The sequence below is a fragment of the Streptococcus tangpeifui genome (genome assembly GCF_044503215.1).
GTDB lineage: Bacteria > Bacillota > Bacilli > Lactobacillales > Streptococcaceae > Streptococcus > Streptococcus tangpeifui.
Map to the genome: position 1 here is coordinate 1696701 of NZ_CP172427.1, position 16933 is coordinate 1713633.

The 16933-nt window shown below is 43.6% G+C and carries 18 protein-coding genes, 1 tRNA gene and 1 pseudogene; 1 reads left to right on the forward strand and 19 read right to left on the reverse strand.

Annotation, left to right across the window (positions count from 1 at the left end):
• Positions 1 to 49: 49 nt before the first annotated feature.
• From ACFSN5_RS07750 to ACFSN5_RS07810, 13 genes and pseudogenes are all read right to left on the reverse strand, one after another.
• Positions 50 to 599: pseudogene (locus ACFSN5_RS07750) on the reverse strand (DUF1349 domain-containing protein).
• A gap of 95 nt (positions 600 to 694) precedes the next feature.
• On the reverse strand, positions 695 to 1339 hold the full coding sequence (locus ACFSN5_RS07755) for an HD domain-containing protein (protein ID WP_165209857.1): 645 nt from the start codon (positions 1337 to 1339) through the stop codon (positions 695 to 697).
• Positions 1332 to 1916, reverse strand: coding sequence for a GNAT family N-acetyltransferase (locus ACFSN5_RS07760; protein ID WP_165209854.1), 585 nt, complete (start codon positions 1914 to 1916; stop codon positions 1332 to 1334). Before ACFSN5_RS07760 ends, ACFSN5_RS07755 begins: the two co-directional genes overlap by 8 nt.
• 11 nt (positions 1917 to 1927) lie before the next feature.
• Positions 1928 to 2530, reverse strand: a complete 603-nt coding sequence (locus ACFSN5_RS07765; protein ID WP_398601185.1) for a DUF1349 domain-containing protein — start codon at positions 2528 to 2530, stop codon at positions 1928 to 1930.
• A 244-nt stretch (positions 2531 to 2774) separates the two neighbouring features.
• The gene (locus ACFSN5_RS07770; RefSeq protein ID WP_165329533.1) at positions 2775 to 3113 is read right to left on the reverse strand and encodes a hypothetical protein; all 339 of its coding nucleotides are present in this window, start codon (positions 3111 to 3113) and stop codon (positions 2775 to 2777) included.
• An 847-nt stretch (positions 3114 to 3960) separates the two neighbouring features.
• Positions 3961 to 4215 carry a DUF1912 family protein gene (locus ACFSN5_RS07775; RefSeq protein WP_004225777.1) on the reverse strand — a complete coding sequence of 85 codons (255 nt, stop codon included), beginning with the start codon at positions 4213 to 4215 and terminating at the stop codon, positions 3961 to 3963.
• A gap of 50 nt (positions 4216 to 4265) precedes the next feature.
• A complete protein-coding gene (locus tag ACFSN5_RS07780; protein WP_004227149.1) occupies positions 4266 to 5204 on the reverse strand; it encodes an AEC family transporter in 939 nt (312 codons plus the stop codon).
• Positions 5201 to 5980 carry an alpha/beta hydrolase gene (locus tag ACFSN5_RS07785; RefSeq protein ID WP_004227971.1) on the reverse strand — a complete coding sequence of 260 codons (780 nt, stop codon included), beginning with the start codon at positions 5978 to 5980 and terminating at the stop codon, positions 5201 to 5203. The genes ACFSN5_RS07780 and ACFSN5_RS07785 overlap by 4 nt, the downstream gene beginning before the upstream one ends.
• A gap of 422 nt (positions 5981 to 6402) precedes the next feature.
• A tRNA-Thr gene (locus tag ACFSN5_RS07790) sits at positions 6403 to 6473 on the reverse strand.
• 90 nt (positions 6474 to 6563) lie between these two features.
• On the reverse strand, positions 6564 to 6956 hold the full coding sequence (locus tag ACFSN5_RS07795) for a rhodanese-like domain-containing protein (RefSeq protein ID WP_165209845.1): 393 nt from the start codon (positions 6954 to 6956) through the stop codon (positions 6564 to 6566).
• A 72-nt stretch (positions 6957 to 7028) separates the two neighbouring features.
• Positions 7029 to 7994 (reverse strand): ROK family glucokinase, encoded by a 966-nt coding sequence (locus ACFSN5_RS07800; RefSeq protein WP_165209842.1) that lies wholly within the window; start codon positions 7992 to 7994, stop codon positions 7029 to 7031.
• Entirely contained in the window at positions 7987 to 8208 is a 222-nt protein-coding gene (locus ACFSN5_RS07805; protein WP_165209839.1) for a YqgQ family protein, read from the reverse strand. The genes ACFSN5_RS07800 and ACFSN5_RS07805 overlap by 8 nt, the downstream gene beginning before the upstream one ends.
• A 145-nt stretch (positions 8209 to 8353) precedes the next feature.
• Positions 8354 to 8878 carry a Dps family protein gene (locus tag ACFSN5_RS07810; protein ID WP_165209836.1) on the reverse strand — a complete coding sequence of 175 codons (525 nt, stop codon included), beginning with the start codon at positions 8876 to 8878 and terminating at the stop codon, positions 8354 to 8356.
• A 294-nt stretch (positions 8879 to 9172) separates the two neighbouring features.
• On the opposite strand from ACFSN5_RS07810, the gene ACFSN5_RS07815 reads away from it, so the two are divergent.
• Positions 9173 to 9829 carry a prepilin peptidase gene (locus ACFSN5_RS07815; RefSeq protein WP_165209833.1) on the forward strand — a complete coding sequence of 219 codons (657 nt, stop codon included), beginning with the start codon at positions 9173 to 9175 and terminating at the stop codon, positions 9827 to 9829.
• A 15-nt stretch (positions 9830 to 9844) separates the two neighbouring features.
• On the opposite strand, the gene ACFSN5_RS07820 is transcribed toward ACFSN5_RS07815, so the two are convergent.
• From ACFSN5_RS07820 to ACFSN5_RS07845, 6 genes are all read right to left on the reverse strand, one after another.
• Positions 9845 to 10687 carry an NAD(P)H-hydrate dehydratase gene (locus ACFSN5_RS07820; RefSeq protein WP_165209830.1) on the reverse strand — a complete coding sequence of 281 codons (843 nt, stop codon included), beginning with the start codon at positions 10685 to 10687 and terminating at the stop codon, positions 9845 to 9847.
• Positions 10684 to 11541 (reverse strand): bifunctional methylenetetrahydrofolate dehydrogenase/methenyltetrahydrofolate cyclohydrolase, encoded by an 858-nt coding sequence (locus ACFSN5_RS07825; protein WP_165209828.1) that lies wholly within the window; start codon positions 11539 to 11541, stop codon positions 10684 to 10686. Before ACFSN5_RS07825 ends, ACFSN5_RS07820 begins: the two co-directional genes overlap by 4 nt.
• 793 nt (positions 11542 to 12334) lie before the next feature.
• The gene (locus ACFSN5_RS07830; RefSeq protein WP_398600561.1) at positions 12335 to 13507 is read right to left on the reverse strand and encodes an IS110 family transposase; all 1173 of its coding nucleotides are present in this window, start codon (positions 13505 to 13507) and stop codon (positions 12335 to 12337) included.
• A 506-nt stretch (positions 13508 to 14013) separates the two neighbouring features.
• On the reverse strand, positions 14014 to 14172 hold the full coding sequence (locus ACFSN5_RS07835; RefSeq protein ID WP_165211339.1) for a FeoB-associated Cys-rich membrane protein: 159 nt from the start codon (positions 14170 to 14172) through the stop codon (positions 14014 to 14016).
• Positions 14173 to 14189: 17 nt separating this feature from the next.
• Complete coding sequence (gene feoB / locus ACFSN5_RS07840; protein WP_165211342.1) at positions 14190 to 16343, reverse strand: ferrous iron transport protein B; 2154 nt, start codon at positions 16341 to 16343, stop codon at positions 14190 to 14192.
• Positions 16340 to 16822: a ferrous iron transport protein A gene (locus ACFSN5_RS07845; RefSeq protein ID WP_165211345.1), complete on the reverse strand. Its 483-nt coding sequence runs from the start codon at positions 16820 to 16822 to the stop codon at positions 16340 to 16342. Before ACFSN5_RS07845 ends, feoB begins: the two co-directional genes overlap by 4 nt.
• Between the last annotated feature and the right edge of the window lie 111 nt (positions 16823 to 16933).

Below are 16933 nucleotides of genomic sequence, written 5' to 3' on the forward strand. Positions count from 1 at the left end.
AGACTTCAAAGGATTTAGAGGATGGTATCATTTAATAGGGATTTTCTTTTTAATCCGGCTGCTGCCCATCATGGGCTTGCCACTGGCAGTCTAGCATTTGGAAGTCAGTGAAGATAGCTTTAAAGGAGGAGTCTTCTGGGCTACAGGCATAGAGACCGAAAGAAATTTCATCGGTCACTTTGTTTAGATGGGCCTGCACATCTGTTTGAAGGTCTCACCATCCAGTGAATTTTCGATACGGAAAACCATACCACGGCGGCTGAGGCGGTACCACATGCTGTTAGTCTCCACAGGGATTTCAACGGTTGACCAGTCCAAGTAACCGCTATTAGTCACGACACTGCTTAGGTGCTGAAAGTCTTCATTTTCATACTCAATGACCCCTTAATCCAATTTTTGCTGTCCAGATAAACCACCACATCACATTAATCAAAGCGGTGCTGACTGTCAAGACTGGTCTTGACGACAAAGGAGAAATACTACTCACCTGTTGTCAGCTGCAAGACCGGCGCATTATCATTTTTTTGAAAATGGTAATAAGTTCGCTGCCAGAGATCAGTATGAGGCAGGATTTCGATGACAATCTTATCCTCTGGAATTTCATAGGCTTTGAGCTGGCGTGTCTAGATCAGTTTCTTGGTATCAAATTTTTCCATATTCTCCTCCTTTTTATGGGGCACAGTTATGCGAGACTTTAACGCATCCCTTCCCACTCAGCATAAAATTGCTGGAGGTAGCTTTCCATAAACTCGTGGCGGTCTTGGGCTAGGCGTTTGCCTTCTTTTGTGTTCATGAGGTCTTTGAGTTTGAGGAGTTTTTCGTAGAAGTGCATGATGGCGGTGTCCTCGCCCTTGCGGTAGTCCTCTAGGCTAAGATTTTCCCTTGGCTTCATGTTAGGATCATGGATTAGGCGTCCTTTGTTGCCTGAATAGGCAAAAGTCCTCGCAATGCCGATAGCGCCGATGGCATCGAGGCGATCAGCATCTTGAACGATCTGACCTTCTAGGGAAAGCTGGGCGGTGTTGTGCCCGCCCTTATAGGAAATACCTGTCATGATACTGGTGATTTCAGTGATTTGGACTTGTGATAAACCTTGCTCAGTAAGAAAATTCTCAACCTCAGCCAGAGCCTTACCTTCATCAAAGAGCTTACTGTCAGCCATGTCATGCAGGAGAGCTCCCATCTCCACGGTGAAGAGGTCGGCATTCTCAGCCTGACCGATAGTCAGAGCAGTCTTAGTGACACGCGCAATATGCCACCAGTCGTGACCGCTGGCTTCACCAGCTAAAGTAGCTTTCACGAATTGGCGCGTGCTGGCAAGAATCTTTTCCTTATCCATGAGCTGACTCCCACTCACTTTTAAGCAGCCCATATCTTAAGTCATCACAGCGATTTCCTTGGACATCCTTACGATCTCGAATTCGTGCTTCTAAGGTAAATCCCAATTTCTCTACCACACGCTGACTTTGTTTATTCGTATCATAGCAATTTAATTCAAGCTTATGAAGGTTGAGGAGGGTAAAGCCCAGTTCAATCAGAGCTGCTGATGCCTCCGACACAATACCTTGTCCCCAATAATCCGGATGCAGGGTATAGCCGATTTCCAACACATCATCTGCATGACGATGGTTAAAGTCCACAGAGCCAATCATTTTATCCTCTCCTTTTAGCTTTATGCCATAGCCAGAAGGCAATTGCTGCTCTGCTTGACTTTTAGGCAGGACATGCTCCAAATAATAAACTTCATCCTCAATTTTTTCAATCGGCGGAAATCCCGCTGGGTAGGCTACTTCTGGCAAACTGGCATAAGTGAAGATATCTGCAGCATCTGCAATTGTCCGCTGACGCAAATTCAGACGTTCCGTTTCCACGTTGGGCAGAATCTTTCCATCAAATTCTTCTAAAATCTTTAGCATGGCAATTTTCTCTAATCCGGCTGCTGCCCATCATGAGCCTGCCATTGACAATCCATCAAAGCAAAATCGGTGAATGTGGCTTTAAAAGAGGAATCCTCTGGACTGCAGGCATAGATGCCAAAAGCAATCTCATCTGTTGCTTTAGCTAAATGGGCAATTCGCATCTGCTTAAAGGTCACACCGTCCAGCGAATTTTCAATCCGAAAATCCTGACCGCGGCGGCTGAGACGGTACCACATGCTGTTGGTTTCAGCAGGAATTTCCACTGTCGCCCAGTCTGAATAGCCTTGGTTAGTGACAACACTACCTAGATGCTGAAAGGTTTCATTTTCATACTCAATTGACCCCTTAATCCAGTTGTCACTGTCCAGATAAACCACCACACCACATTGGTCAAAGCGGTGCTGGCTGTCAAAGCTAGTCTTAACGACAAAGGAAAAATACTGCTCATCCGTAGACATCTGCAAAACCGGTGCATTATCATTGCAAAAATGATAGTAGGTTCTCTGCCAAAGGTCAGTATGAGGCAGGGTTTCAATGGTAATTTCCTTATCAGATATCTGATAAGATTTTGGCTGGCGTGTCCATTTGAATTGGTTTAGATCTAAGGACATCATTCTATCGTCTCCTTTCACAACAAAAAAGTCCCTATCTGGCATCATGCCAGACAGGGACGAATGTATAATCCGCGGTACCACCCATATTCAGAAATGGAGCTGAGCTCTATCTGCAACTTTGCTATGCTGTTTATGATATATCAGCAACCCGTAAAAGCTACCTGTGCGGATTTCTCAACCTCACCGCTCTCTGTGACAGATATCTGCTCTACTCCTCTGATATAGATGATGACTTCAAAACTTAGGCTTTGAAGCTGACCCCGTTTTCTTTCAAGCTAGTGATTGCTACTGGACCGATACCCTTAACAGCCAAAACATCTTTTTCAGAAGCCTTTTCAAAATCGGCCAAAGTCTTAAAACCTGCTTCTTCAAGACTGGCTTGTTTAGCAGCACCGAGACCAGCAAAGATATCGACTTGGTCTACTTTAGGGGCTGGCTTAACTTCTGCTGTCGTTTGAGCTGGTTTCTTAGGAGCCGCTGGTTTAGCAGGGGCAGCTTCTTGAGCTGGTTGGCCTTTGAGCAGGCCTTGACGTTTCATTTTCAACTTCAATGCTTTTTTGCGATTTTTCTTTTGAGACATCTTATACTCCAAAAACTTTTTTTATTATTATAGCAGGTTCTTTTCAGAAAATAAACACCAAAAGGCCTAGAAATGGCAATTTCAGGCCATTCTTTACAAAATTGTAATCTAAAACCCAGACAAATACTTACATTTTTCTTAAATAACCTGCCAAAATAGCACTCCAATCAAATTTTTGACAAGATAGTGCGCTGTGTAGAGAATGATCACCATGGTTCAAGGGAGAAAGTTTTGTGGTTATTGATATGATAAAAACAGTTGCTTGGTGGTTATGATAATCGGAAACCTTGCTTATGGAGTGAGGTCTGATAGATTTTAGTACCACCTTCTACCTTATGAAAACTTCCGCTTTCTTTCTGACTGCCTAGGCTTTCAGGGTCAGAATCTTATTTATCATATATTTTGTCAAACTGAGTTAAAAACGAAAGAGAACAATACCCTAGAGTCAAGCACTGAACAAGCTCATCTTTTTAAGAATAGTTATCGCGCCTGCTTCATTCTATGCGACTTGGACTTAAACTCTTTTAGGCATTTATCGTAAAACAGCTATTTCAGCTGGCAACTATTATACTTTTTCAAAATCACAATACTATTTTGTTGACTTCACCTTGCTATCCTTCAATAACACAAACTAGGCCTATCTTATTTCCAAACTTAAGCTATCCACTGGGTAGTTTAAGCTGTCTCTGGCTCTTCTCCCAGTCTGACTTTGACTTCTTAAGTATTTGTAAACAGCTTTTGAACAAGCAATCACTACCAATCGTTTTTGGGAATAGATAAAAGACCTGAGCAGCGGTTTCTGCTGAGGTCTGTTGAATATTATCGTTTCGCTGATACGCACTAGGGCTTAATAGGTCCGTTTCCCCATCAAATTATCTGGCAGGTCGTGGAAGGACTTGCCTTGGTGGTAATTGGCAAATTTCCCTTGCAAATATCGGTAGGCATCTAGACGGCTCTCATAGCGGATGGCAGCTTCTTTAGCCCGCTCATCCCCATCTTCTTTCCAAACGTCCTGACTGGTTTTAACAGCTGTCTGATTCACTAGAATTTGGCTATTGAGCCAGTCTTCAAAGTCTTTTAAAAATTCTTGTTCGTAGGTCATCTGACGACTCCTTTTCTTTTGCCTTGGCTAATCACCATTATATCATATCCCTACCCCAGCAAGACCATTAAGATTGGAATGACAATTAAGGTCATGAGCGTTGTCTCTGTTACCATAATAGCTGCATAGTCTGCATCAGCACCGTAAAGTTTGGAAACAACGGGGGCATTCGTCATAACAGGCATGGCCGACTGGATGATAAAGACTTCCTTCATCAGATGAGGCATCTTGGCTGGCAGAACCATGAGGGTCATGAGCAGAGGAGCCACCACAAAGCGTCCCAGAAGAATCAGAAGATGGTCCTTCCCTAGGCGCAGGTGGCTGAGGCCCGCCTTGGAAATGGATAGGCCGATAAAAATCATAGACAGAGGGATAGTGATATTGCCCAAATAGGTCAGGTCTGACAAGAGAAAATCTGGCAGCTGGACTTTTAAGAGTACCAAGGCTACACCGGCCATAAAGCCAAGCAGGGGAGCGGAGAAGATCTTCTTCAAGCTATTTTGCCAGTTAAGCCCTGATTCTGTTTCACCATCTCGCTGAATCAGGTAGAGACCAATCGTCCAAAAGAAGGTCGTATTGCACATATAATAAACCAAAACATAGGGAATACTCTTGTCGCCAAAGAGAGCCTGATTGATCGGCAGACCAACAAAGACCGTGTTGGAGTTGAAGAACATAGAGGTAAAGAGACCGCGGTGAGACTTCTTGACCTGAAAGATCTGGGCGACAGCCATAGCAATCCCTAGGAGGATAACCATGGACAGGGCTGGATAACGCAGTTGAGGCAGCATAACTCTAAGATCATGGGCCGAAAATCGTCCAAAGATGGTTTCAATCATGTAGCAGGGCAGACCAATTTGAGTGACCAAGCGAGCCAGTATACTGGAAGATTTATCATCAAACCATCCCCGCTCAGCTAAAACATAACCAACCAACACCATAATCAGGATAGTAACAATACCTGAAATACTCTGCAGAAAGACGCTCAAATTTCCTCACCTCGCAAGTCCGCTTGTCTTTGGTTCAGGTAGGCCAACATAGCTTGACCAGCCTTACGAACGTCATCGCCATGAAAGCCATGACCAGCATTGGGCAAGACCAGCAGTTCAGCCTGAGCGTAGGTTTCTTCTGCCCGCTCAGAATAACTGAGGGGGACAATTTTGTCGCTGTCTCCGTGGACGATAAGCACAGGCTTTTGATAGGCCACCATCTCTTGATAGATGTCAAAAGAAGTCGCATCCTGATTGTAGATGGCTCCAATTTGAGTTCCCATGACAACACGAGATTCAGGTCCGAGACCGTATTTCGCGAGACGTTCCTTGGCATCATCTTGAAGTACAAAGGCAGGATAAAAGAGAATCAAACCTGCAAGCTGCTCAGAAAGTTGACCAGCCACATAGGCTGATACAAATCCGCCTTGGCTCTCACCCATAAGGTAAATTCGATTGGGATTAATTTCAGGCCGTTCCTGCAGTTGCTCAAAAACAGCCTGTAAGTCATCAGCCTGAGTCAGTACTGACATATCAAGGAAATTACCATCACTTTGCTTCTCTGAGCCATCCCCAGAGCCAGCAAAATCATAGGAATAAACGGCATAGCCAGCTTCATAAGCCTGCTGAGCATAAACTTGTGTTCCTAAATGATTTCCCCTAAAGCCATGGGACATGATAACTAGGGGAAGTTTCCCTTTTCTTTGATCGGGTAGATAAAATTTACCATAGAGATTGAACTGATCTCGTTTGAGCCATAAATCCTGGACAGTCATCTTGCACCTCCTCGTAAGATACTAAGCTGTTAAACAACTCAAAGGAAAATAGGAACCTTGCCGAAGATACACTAGCATCTAAAATGGTTATCTTTTTCCACAGAGTTGTAAGCCTGTTCAATTAAACAAAATCAATAGCAAGAGAAGGGCGTGAGACAAAAATCGGTATGGATACGGCAAAACCATCGATTTTGTCATCCCACCTCCCCATAGTTGATTTTAGCCTTCTCAAACTGTCTTCCAGCCTGTTTGCTCATCTTACTTGACAAGGGATGAGAACTTGACTTTACCGCCGCTGGCACATGATAGGCTAAAAACTAAAGCATCAAGCTCATCATCACAAACCAACCACTGCAGCTTGCTACTTACACTAAAAAATAAGGAGACTGGTAACTATTGTCCCAGTCTCCTCTCACTAGATCTGCCACCACCGAGAATCGAACTCGGAACGGAGCATTACCATTGCTCTATTATACCATTTAACTACAGCGGCTACCTATTTATAATACCATAGTCCCTATTTCCTGACAAGATATAAATTTGAAAAATTTTACAAGATTTTCAAGCTATCTTTTTCAAGTATTTACTTGGTCTTGCCATCCCAATTTTCAAAACCAGATTCAAGGACATAGACATTGGTAAAGCCAGCCTTTTTAAGAATTGGAACAGCCCGAGCAACTGCCTGACTGCGCATATTATCATAGAGCAAAACAGGCTTATCCTTGCGAAGAGCAGAGAGAGACTCCTTAAACTGTTGAATTTGGAAATTACGGGCTCCTAGGATATGCTTATCCTGAAAGGCCTTAGAACTCCGCAGATCAATAATTTGTCCTTGATGCATGAGCTGCTGAAATTCGCTGTTGTTAATAAATTTAGCCGCACGACGAATCCGCAAATACCGCCAAGCTGACCAGCCCAGAAAGGCAAGAACAATAACAGCAACTAAAATCCAGTTGATAAGCATTTGTGACCTCATGAAAAAATTCTCCTTTAATAAATTTAGGCTAGACAAATCCGCCAATAACACTAGCGGACCATTTTCAATCGATTAGGCAAATTGACGGGCTAGACTGGCAGCGCCAATGATACCAGCATCATTTCCCAGCTCAGCAATCTTAATCTTCGTTGACGTCTTAACAGCTGGGAAGGCGAATTGCAGGAAGTATTTTTCAACCCGACTGCGTAAGAATTCACCTGCTGCTGAAACACCGCCACCCAGAACGAGAGAATCCGGATTGAGGGTATTCCCAAGATTGGCTGCTGCCAACCCCAAGTAGAAGGCTACCTTTTCAACGACAGAATCGGCAAAGGCATCACCAGCTTGTGCAGCGACAAAGACGTCCTTACTGGTCACAGTTTCCCCGTTGTCAATAGCTTTCTTGATTAGTGAATCACCCTCGTATTCTTCTGCCAGCTGACGAGCCACACGCACGACACCCGTTGCGGAAGCAACAGTTTCCAAGCAACCCTTGTTACCGCAGGTACATTCGAATCCATCAAGGGGTTGGACATTGATATGACCGATTTCACCACCAGCACCGGCCACTCCATGAATGAGGTTGCCATCAGCAATGATACCACCGCCAACACCAGTCCCTAGCGTCACCAAAATAACGTCGGGATTGTTGCCTCCGGCACCGGTCCAAGCCTCTCCTAAAGCTGCAACATTAGCATCATTGTCAATAGCAAAAGGAATACCAATCTCCTTTTCGATGATCGAACCAACTGCTTGAGTCTTAGCCCAATTGAGGTTGAAGGCCCCAGTTACCGTCTTTTTCTCACGATCAACAGCACCAGGTGATCCCATACCAATACCAATGAAGTCCTCAGCTGTCAAGCCATAGAGGTTCAAACGGTGCTTGAGAGATTCTACAATATCAGGCACAATATGCTTGCCTTCTTCCAAAATATTGGTCTCAATTGCCCACTTTTCTTGGACTTCTCCTTCTGTTGTCAAAATACCAAATTTGATGGTTGTACCACCTAAGTCAATACCCAATAATTTTTTAGTCATGTGTTTTTCCTTCTTCTATTCTTTGCTTTTCCAAACGATGCTCCCGCCGTAAAATCAATTCGGCTGTCAGGTAATCCTGTTTTTCTATAAGGCCAGACTGATAGAGCCGCTCTAACTCGATTTTCATCATTTCGATATCATAGAGCCGCTTGCCCAGATAAACGATTATCCCGAAGCGTTTGAGTAGCTGCTGAACATCATACAAAGTTTTCATAAGCAAATTGTAACAAAAAAAGCTAACGCTTTCAAGTTGATTAGAAAGCGTTTTCTGAAATTTTCTGAGGAAAATCAAACCAAAAATTTTCACAAAAATAAAACGACCTAGAAAGGCCGTCCTATATCTATAAAACGCATCAAGCTTATTCCAGCCCTGGAGCTTGGCCAAGTTCGGCCTGAACCATCCAAAGAGTCTTTTCAGCATCAGCCTGAGCCGCTGTGAAGATATCGTTGGTTGGAGCATCTTCTTCTTCATCAGTAACATCCAAACCAACTTGATAGAGTTTATCCAAGTAGGTATAGACGTCAACGAGGCGACGCAGGTGATCCTCCATAGATTTATCCCATGTACCTTTTTCTTCAGTCAAGTTTGAATTTTGGTCAAATTCAGCCAAAGTAGAATAAGGAGAGCCACCCAGAGTAATCAGCCGTTCGCTGATTTCGTCAAGATTGGCATTGATGGCATCCATGTATTCGTCCATTTTGGGATGAAGATGAAGGAAGCCACGTCCTCGCATGTACCAATGAATTTGATGAACGATTGAATAGGCCTTAGACAAATCAGCAACAGCTTGGTTGAGGACGGCCTTGGTCTTTGGACGAGAACCAGATTGGCTATCAGCAGCTTGAGCTACTTGTTTTGCAATTGCATCTACAGAATATGACATGATATAACCTCCTATTTATTTAAGTTACTAAGCCGTTACGTTAAGCGCCTCAAGCGCCTAATGAACTTGCAGAAAAAGACTAAGTTGGCATAGACAACAAGTCTTGCTCCCAACCACTGCACCAAGAGTTTATTCCAAAATAGGAATATCGGACAAGTTTTTGCTCAGTCTCAAGTTATCTTGTCGGTAATTGAAGGGATTCTTATTTAGAATGATTCTTATTTACTGACATCTTTATTCTAATTCAAGCTTAGCAAATATGCAAATATTTGAATTATTTTCGGAATAATAAGTATGGAAACTCTTTTAATACTTTTTCTTGGGGCCAGTTTAGGCTCCTTTCTGGGGTTGGTGCTGGATCGCTTCCCAGAAAAATCTATTATCTGGCCTCCCAGTCATTGTGACAGCTGCGGCCGAGCTTTGGCCATCAGAGATTTGATTCCCATTCTTTCGGAGATAGGCAACGGTTTTGCCTGTCGTTTCTGTGGGACAAAATTGCCGATCAGCTATTGTCTCTTAGAAATTGCCTCTGCTCTGACCTTCTGGTTGGGCTGGATTGGCGGACTGAGCTGGAACCAGGTCTGTTTAATCCTGATCAGTCTTTTACTGAGTCTCTACGATTTGAAAAACCAGAACTACCCCTTGGTTATTATTTTACTAGCAGGCCTAGTTACCTGTTCTTTCTGCGGCAGTAATACCACAGCTTTGATTCTTCTTCTACTGGGAGTCTTGGCTCAAATTCTGCCCTTGGGAATCGGAGAGGGAGACCTCTATTATTTGGCCCTCTTGGCCCTGACTACGGACCTTCATTCCCTTCTCTGGCTAATTCAACTGGGGAGTCTGCTAGCCATCCTGTTCATCATTAGCCGCAAAGAAAAAAGGGCTGTTCCCTTCCTGCCCTTTTTGAGTCTTGCTTATTTGGTTGAATTGATTTTGCTGAGGATGTGGTAAAAGTTGGCAGCCTTTTTACGTCTCATCGCTCATCCTTTTCATCCACTTGGGAATTTCTTGACTGATGCTGGTTGGGAGGACGACGTAGGCTTCCTTGGCCAGATCCTCTGCAATGGCCGAATGAAGGTAGCTGGCTGCGCCGACACTCTGAAAGAGGTTATCTGTGAACTGCGCTACAAAACCTGTAATCATGCCGGCTAAGGTATCACCCATGCCACCAGTTGCCTGATAGGGGCCGCCAACTGTCAATTGACCGATATGGCCAGTCTGATCATAGATTTTTGTTTCGTGGGACTTAGCCACTAGAACCGTTTGACTGGGAAAGCGGACTAGAGCTGCTTGGGTATTTTCTTGGTCTTGTTGAGAAATTTCTATGCCTGACAGGCGCTCCCATTCTTTCTGGTGGGGCGTCAGGACAATTTTTTCCGTAGGCCAATCAATCTGCTCCTTTTGAGCCAGTAAATCCAAGGCTGATCCATCAATAATAAGGGTTTGCTCTGATTCAGCTTGGGTCAAGACTAGCTCTAAAGTTTTCTGAGCTAGAGGGGAATTTCCCAGACCTGGGCCAATCAGAATGACATTAGCCGCATGGATTTGTCTCTTTAAGAGTGACTGGTCTGCCAAATCAAAGGCCATAGCCTCCGGTAGGTGACTATGCAAGGCTGTGATATTAGCCCGGTCAGTAGCAGCTGTCACCAAACCTGCTCCGCTATTGACCGTAGCTAAGGCAGCCATAATAATAGCCCCACCATAAGGATAAATGCCACCGATAAGGAGGGTACGACCAAAAGTCCCCTTATGGCTTTTAAGGGGACGGGGTTGTATAAGGTCTGCGACTAATTTTTCATCAATAATCATAAGCTCACACTTCTTAAGGCTGCTTGGTAGGTCTGTTCCAGAAGCATGGTGATGGTCATAGGGCCGACACCACCCGGAACTGGAGTAATCAGGCTAGCAAGATCAGCCACCTCATCAAATTTAACATCACCAACCAGCTTGCCATTATCATCACGATTCATGCCAACGTCGACGACCACAGCTCCTTCCTTAACATAGTCCTTGGTCACAAAATTTTCCTGACCAATAGCCACAATTAAAACGTCTGCTCTTTTGCAGACTTCAGCCAGATGGCGAGTTCTGGAATGGGTCAAGGTGACTGTCGCATTTTTATCTAGGAGCAACTGAGCCATGGGTTTACCGACAATATTGGAACGACCGATGATAACAGCATTCTTACCTTCCAAATCAACCTGATACTCCTGCAGCATTTCCATGATGCCGGCTGGCGTGCAAGGAACCATAAGAGGACGACCAGACCAAAGGTGACCAGTATTCATAGGATGGAAACCATCAACATCTTTTTTAGGGTCAATGGCCAAAATCACCTTCTTGTCATTGATATGGTTAGGCAGGGGCAGCTGGACTAAAATCCCATGATAGTTGGAATCTTGGTTGTATTTTTCAATAATAGCCAGCAGCTCTTCCTGACTGATGCTGTCTGATAGACGGATAGTTTTACTGGTAAATCCTGCCGCTAAGGCAGACCGCTCCTTATTGCGAACATAAACTTGGCTAGCAGGATCATCCCCCACTAAAATGACCACCAGACCTGGTACAATACCATGCTTAGATTTTAGCTGAGCTACTTTTTCTGTTAACTGGCTCTGCATTTTCTTGGCCAAAGCCTTACCATCAATGATTTTCGCTGTCATTGTTACTCCCAATATTTTATATTATCGTGCATGCAGACTGCGCAAACTTTATGTGCTTGCCACGGCAAGCAGTACGCAGAATCTGCTGAATGGCCTTATTCTAGGCAAGAAAGTCTTTTTCTGTACTTGAAGTCAAATCTTCCAAAGCCTACCAGCTTGACCTTGTTTTTTTATTATACCAAAAAGGGAGTGGAATCACCCCAAAAATTGAAAATTTTGATTCTCACAACGTCCTGATTTTAGAGTGGTGACCTGAAACGGTCTCTCCCCAGACCGTTTCACTCCACCCCCACACAGCTCAAAAAGTCTGGGACAAAAGTCCAGACTCATTAGCATTGTTCGAGATTTACCAGATTGAGCAGTGGTTGATTGGCAGTCCTTATCTTGGGGTGTAGTCCCATCGTCAGGTACTCCCTGAAACAGTCCACTGGACCGTTTAACTACCACGCAAGAGATAGGTCAAACAGTCTGGGAGACTGTTTGAGAAAACCAATATCAGCTATGCGGAGGTGGGAAATAAGATGAACGCTGTTCATCACATTCGTTTAGGCTTTCCGCTTCGTTTTAGCCTTGCGACAAAAGTAAAACCAACCAGCAGTGTTTCATTGGTGCTAAAGAACCTAATGAACTGTGCAGGGGTAAGACTCTTGGCATAACTAACAATTCTTACTCCCAACTACTGCGTCAAAAATTTATTCCAAAGCAGAAAGCCTGGACAAATTTTTTATACGAAAACTACAAAGAATGCAAAAATTCCCTCCCTATGATATAATCAAAGCGAAAAAAATTATATTTAGACTACTAGCTCGTCCCTAGTAGTCTTTTTCTGTGCTAAAAATTCAGAATAAGTCATCTGTCCTTTTAAGAGGATATAGGCTATTTTTAATAATTGATGTGCTAGGGCAATTGTTACTTTCTGTGGACCACGCCGATTTTGAATCTGATAAAATCGTTCCACTAAGGGACTTCCTTTTTGATTCCTAGCGGCAAAAGCGGCTTGACATAAGCATTTTTTCAAATAGGAATTACCATGTCGAATCTTGGTACTGCGTTTCTTGCCAGCACTCTCATTATTACCAGGACAAAGTCCTGCCCAAGAGGCTAAATGTCCAGCAGTTGGAAACTGGCTCATGTCAACACCAACCTCAGAAATGATGACAGAAGCTGTAATCACATCGATACCAGGAATAGAATCCAAAACTTCTACTTGTTTCTCGTATTGTGATAGATAGCTATTGATTCGCTCTTCCAACAACTCAATCTGCTTCTGATAAAAATCATAAATCTCCAAGGACTGCTTTAACATAAAGCAATGATGGTCAGAGAAATAACCATCCAAGGCTTCCAGAAGTTGTGGCACTTTCTTCTTCAAGGTGGTATAAACTGATTGATGGACAATGCGAGGAGTAATAGGCGTCTTATCAATCAATAGTTGAAGGAGATGACGACCAGAAGCACCCATAATATCTTCGATATACGTCGTTATCTTAATGCCGCCTGACTGAAGAATTTTATGAATACGATTGGTTTCACGATTACGGCTTTCCACATAATGTTTTCGTTGTCTGGTCAACTCTCTCAATTCTTGGATGGTTTCATCGGGAACGAAACTCCGAGGAAGCAGACCAATCCGTGTTAATTTAGCAATCCAGTGAGCATCTTTCTTATCGGTTTTCTGACCCGGAATGGCCTTCATGTGAGCTGGTTGAGCGAGTATCAACTCGAAGTCATCACATAGAGCATGCCAGACAGGTCGCCAATAAACACCGGTGCTTTCCAGACCAACGGCTTCCACATGAAATTGTCTAAGAAAATCGTGGCAAGCACGTAGGCCTTTAGTTGTTGTATCAAAAGTTGCCATCTCACGCTTTGGACGAGTTGAGGTGAGTGACCCATGTAAAATACAAACAACAATATTGGCTTGATGGACATCAATACCTGCACAAGATTGATAGAGAACATCCATGACAATTCCCTCCTTCCTAAAATAAGAGAGCTTATCTACCGAATTTTAGTCGTATTTTTATACTCATGCTTATCGCATATTTTGGGGTGCTCGTCAGTAGAGTGGATCAGTTTTGCCCTCGATTACTAGAATCATTAACTCGTCAACCACAAAGCCCTCACTAAGATTATACACCTAGTGAGGGCTGTGTGTCCGTTTTCATTATTCTGTGGGTGAGGGCGGAGCCATCATGGATGTCTTGCCCAACCTCATGGACTTATTGGCTTAAGGAGCGTTTGGCAGTCTGGAGATAAGCTGTCAAAACTTGCTGCCGTAAAACAAGAGAACAGTAGAAGTTAGAACCTTAAAATGGGAGAGCTAGGAAAATCGCAATCGCCATTTTATGAAGATTTACCAATCTTTTGTAACTCTTCAGAGGTTACAATACTTCATAGGTGAGAGCTAAATCATCATGGCTGTCTATCCTCGTTCGTGTTGATAGGCTAACCCTGCTAGGACCCTTCTGATTAAGAAATCTTCTGGTTGATTTTTTTAACCTTATGCATTTCATCTTTAATAGGACAGGCACAATCGCAGTCGCCACAGGATCCTTTTTGTTTAATATAATGACGCAGACCAGCTAGAACAGCTAGGGCAATCAAGCTTGCAATAATAAAGGTTGACATAAATTAAACCTCCACATTTATAGTTTATCTGCTAAAGGAAGATTTTCCAAGGTAATGACTTTTTCCTTGACCTGACTCGGTTTCCTCAGGATAAAATAAACCATGCCCCCAACAATCAATAGAGCTAGACCTGTCCAAACAGTGAAAGTCCTACCATAAAGCAAGACCAAACCTAATTGATAGATAACTAGACTGACTAAATAGGCTAGACCAGTTTGGAAACCAATGGCCAGCAAGGTCCATCTGAGGTTGCCCATTTCCCGGCGAATAGCTCCGATGGCCGCAAAGCATGGAGCACAGAGGAGATTAAAGGTCAGGAAGGAATAGGCAGCTAGAGCTGTATAATCTCCTTGAAGGCTGGACCAAAGAGCATGACTGGTCTCGGTCGCATCTGGATTGTGGTAGAGAATCCCAAAGGTCGCTACCACTGTTTCCTTGGCTGCTAGACCAGTAATGGCTGCAACTGTCGCTTTCCAGTTTCCAAATCCCAGCGGTGTGAAAATCCAAGCTAAGAGACGACCGAGACTGGCCAAGATACTTTGGTCAGTTTCAACCGCTTGGAAAGCAAAATTATAGGAAGACATAAACCAAATCAGGACAGTCAAGCTAAAGATGATAGTCCCAGCTCGTTTGACAAAGCTCATAGCCTTCCCCAAGGCATAACGCAACACGGCTCTAGTCTTAGGCAGGTGATAGCTAGGCAATTCCATAATAAAGGGACTGGTATAACCACCCAAGAAGGAGGTTTTCTTAAGGGCGATCCCTGAAAAAATGATAGCCAGCATCCCCATAAAATAGGTACTTGGAGCAACCCAAGGGCTGTTGGGAAAGAAAGCTCCTGCAATCAGGGCAATTATGGACAGTTTAGCTGAGCAAGGCATAAAGGTTGCTGTCATAATAGTAATACGACGATCCCGCTCATTTTCAATAGTTCGGCTGGCCATAATTCCCGGTACACCACAACCTGTTGAAATCAGCATCGGAATGAAGGACTTTCCTGACAAACCAAAACGTCGGAAAATTCGATCCATGACGAAAGCAATCCGACTCATATACCCAATGTCTTCCAGAATGCCTAGACAGACAAAAAGAACAAAAATTTGGGGCAAAAACCCCAGTACAGTCCCAATCCCAGCAACAATCCCATCCACAATTAAGGACTGGAGCCAGTCGGCCACCCGTAAATCCTGTAAAATGTTGGTGACTAAATCAGGAATATAGCTACCGAAGAGGACATCATTGACCCAATCTGTTCCAAAGGTGCCCACCGTCTGAATAGAGAGGTAATAAACCATGAACATAGCCATAGCAAAAATCGGCAAGGCTAAAATCCGATTGGTCACAATCTTATCAATACGGTCAGAAAGAGTCATCTTAAAGTCGTCATCCTGACTCTGAGCCATCTGACAGACACGTTCAATAAAAGCGTAACGCTGGTTAACAACAATCGTTTCTGAATCTTCGGTAAAGACTTCTTCAGTAATCTTGATAATGTCATCAATCTCTTTCTTTTGGAAAGGGGAGAGGTTGACTTCTGCCTGAACCAGTTGATCCCTCTCAAAGAGTTTGATGGCATAAAAGCGGCTGGACCTCTGAGGTACTGTTTGACCAAGCACTTGAATAATTTGGGCCAAAGCTGCCTCAAATTTATCATCATAGGCTGGATACTGGATGGTCTCCACACTAGCCTTGGTAGTCTGACTGGCTTTTTTAATGGCCTTGTCAACACCAGTATTCTTCAGGGCACTGGTTGCGATGACTGGTAAGCCTAATTGATAGGATAGTTTTTCAGCATTAATAGCCTTCCCTTGACTCTTGAGCACATCACTCATATTGAGAGCAAGGGTAACTGGAATGCCTGTCTCAATCAATTGGGTCGTCAGATAGAGATTTCGTTCCAAATTAGTTGTATCAACCACATTTAAAATAGCATCCGAATGGTTGCTAAGGAGATAATCGCGGGCAATCTTTTCTTCTGGGCTATAAGGAGAAAGCGAATAGATGCCTGGCAAATCCTGAACAGTTACACTTGATAATTTTTTAACCTGACCGCTTTTTCTCTCAACGGTAACACCAGGCCAATTCCCCACTTGCTGGTTGGTTCCCGTCAGCAGATTAAACAGGCTGGTTTTACCACTATTGGGATTCCCAATAAGAGCAATTTCTGTCATTCCCTGTCTCCTTCCTCATCCTTGATTCTAATAACACTAACCATTTGAGCTTCTGATTTCCGCAAGGTCAATTCGTAACCTCGCAGACTGATTTCGATAGGATCCCCAAGCGGTGCTACTTTACGCAAATAAATCTTAGTATGTTTGGTCAAGCCCATATCCATTAAGCGGCGCTTGGCCTCATTGAGAGCATATATATTTTCAACATACGCAGACTGACCGACTTTCAATTCCGATAAGGGGAGAATTTCTTCCTCCTCAGCTAAATCAGCTACATCAATATTAGCTAATATTGATGTGTCAAAAGCCAAACGATTAGCTTTTAAGAGGATAATGGCACTGGACTTGGTCTTAGACAGGACTTTTAAGGTCGTATCTACCCTGAGGCCCAGATTAGAGAGGTGACGCAGGCTATCTTCTGGCAGATTAATACTGACAACTTGATAGGACTTATTTAAGTCTGCCTCTTGTAAAATCATCAGGACCTCCTTTGCTGACAAGAAAAAATTTTACTGTTACTATTATACCATAGAAAAGCCCATTAGATAGGCGTTTAAAGAAGATTGGAATCATTTCAAAAAGGAGCGAAA

Excerpts from the sequence above, each read along its gene's own strand:
- ACFSN5_RS07755 (WP_165209857.1), bottom strand. The coding sequence starts at position 1,339 with ATGGATAAGGAAAAGATTCTTGCCAGCACGCGCCAATTCGTGAAAGCT.
- ACFSN5_RS07760 (WP_165209854.1), bottom strand. The coding sequence starts at position 1,916 with ATGCTAAAGATTTTAGAAGAATTTGATGGAAAGATTCTGCCCAACGTG.
- ACFSN5_RS07765 (WP_398601185.1), bottom strand. The coding sequence starts at position 2,530 with ATGTCCTTAGATCTAAACCAATTCAAATGGACACGCCAGCCAAAATCT.
- ACFSN5_RS07770 (WP_165329533.1), bottom strand. The coding sequence starts at position 3,113 with ATGTCTCAAAAGAAAAATCGCAAAAAAGCATTGAAGTTGAAAATGAAA.
- ACFSN5_RS07775 (WP_004225777.1), bottom strand. The coding sequence starts at position 4,215 with ATGACCTACGAACAAGAATTTTTAAAAGACTTTGAAGACTGGCTCAAT.
- ACFSN5_RS07785 (WP_004227971.1), bottom strand. The coding sequence starts at position 5,980 with ATGACTGTCCAGGATTTATGGCTCAAACGAGATCAGTTCAATCTCTAT.
- ACFSN5_RS07795 (WP_165209845.1), bottom strand. The coding sequence starts at position 6,956 with ATGAGGTCACAAATGCTTATCAACTGGATTTTAGTTGCTGTTATTGTT.
- ACFSN5_RS07800 (WP_165209842.1), bottom strand. The coding sequence starts at position 7,994 with ATGACTAAAAAATTATTGGGTATTGACTTAGGTGGTACAACCATCAAA.
- ACFSN5_RS07805 (WP_165209839.1), bottom strand. The coding sequence starts at position 8,208 with ATGAAAACTTTGTATGATGTTCAGCAGCTACTCAAACGCTTCGGGATA.
- ACFSN5_RS07810 (WP_165209836.1), bottom strand. The coding sequence starts at position 8,878 with ATGTCATATTCTGTAGATGCAATTGCAAAACAAGTAGCTCAAGCTGCT.
- ACFSN5_RS07815 (WP_165209833.1), top strand. The coding sequence starts at position 9,173 with ATGGAAACTCTTTTAATACTTTTTCTTGGGGCCAGTTTAGGCTCCTTT.
- ACFSN5_RS07820 (WP_165209830.1), bottom strand. The coding sequence starts at position 10,687 with ATGATTATTGATGAAAAATTAGTCGCAGACCTTATACAACCCCGTCCC.
- ACFSN5_RS07825 (WP_165209828.1), bottom strand. The coding sequence starts at position 11,541 with ATGACAGCGAAAATCATTGATGGTAAGGCTTTGGCCAAGAAAATGCAG.
- ACFSN5_RS07830 (WP_398600561.1), bottom strand. The coding sequence starts at position 13,507 with ATGGATGTTCTCTATCAATCTTGTGCAGGTATTGATGTCCATCAAGCC.
- ACFSN5_RS07835 (WP_165211339.1), bottom strand. The coding sequence starts at position 14,172 with ATGTCAACCTTTATTATTGCAAGCTTGATTGCCCTAGCTGTTCTAGCT.
- feoB (WP_165211342.1), bottom strand. The coding sequence starts at position 16,343 with ATGACAGAAATTGCTCTTATTGGGAATCCCAATAGTGGTAAAACCAGC.
- ACFSN5_RS07845 (WP_165211345.1), bottom strand. The coding sequence starts at position 16,822 with ATGATTTTACAAGAGGCAGACTTAAATAAGTCCTATCAAGTTGTCAGT.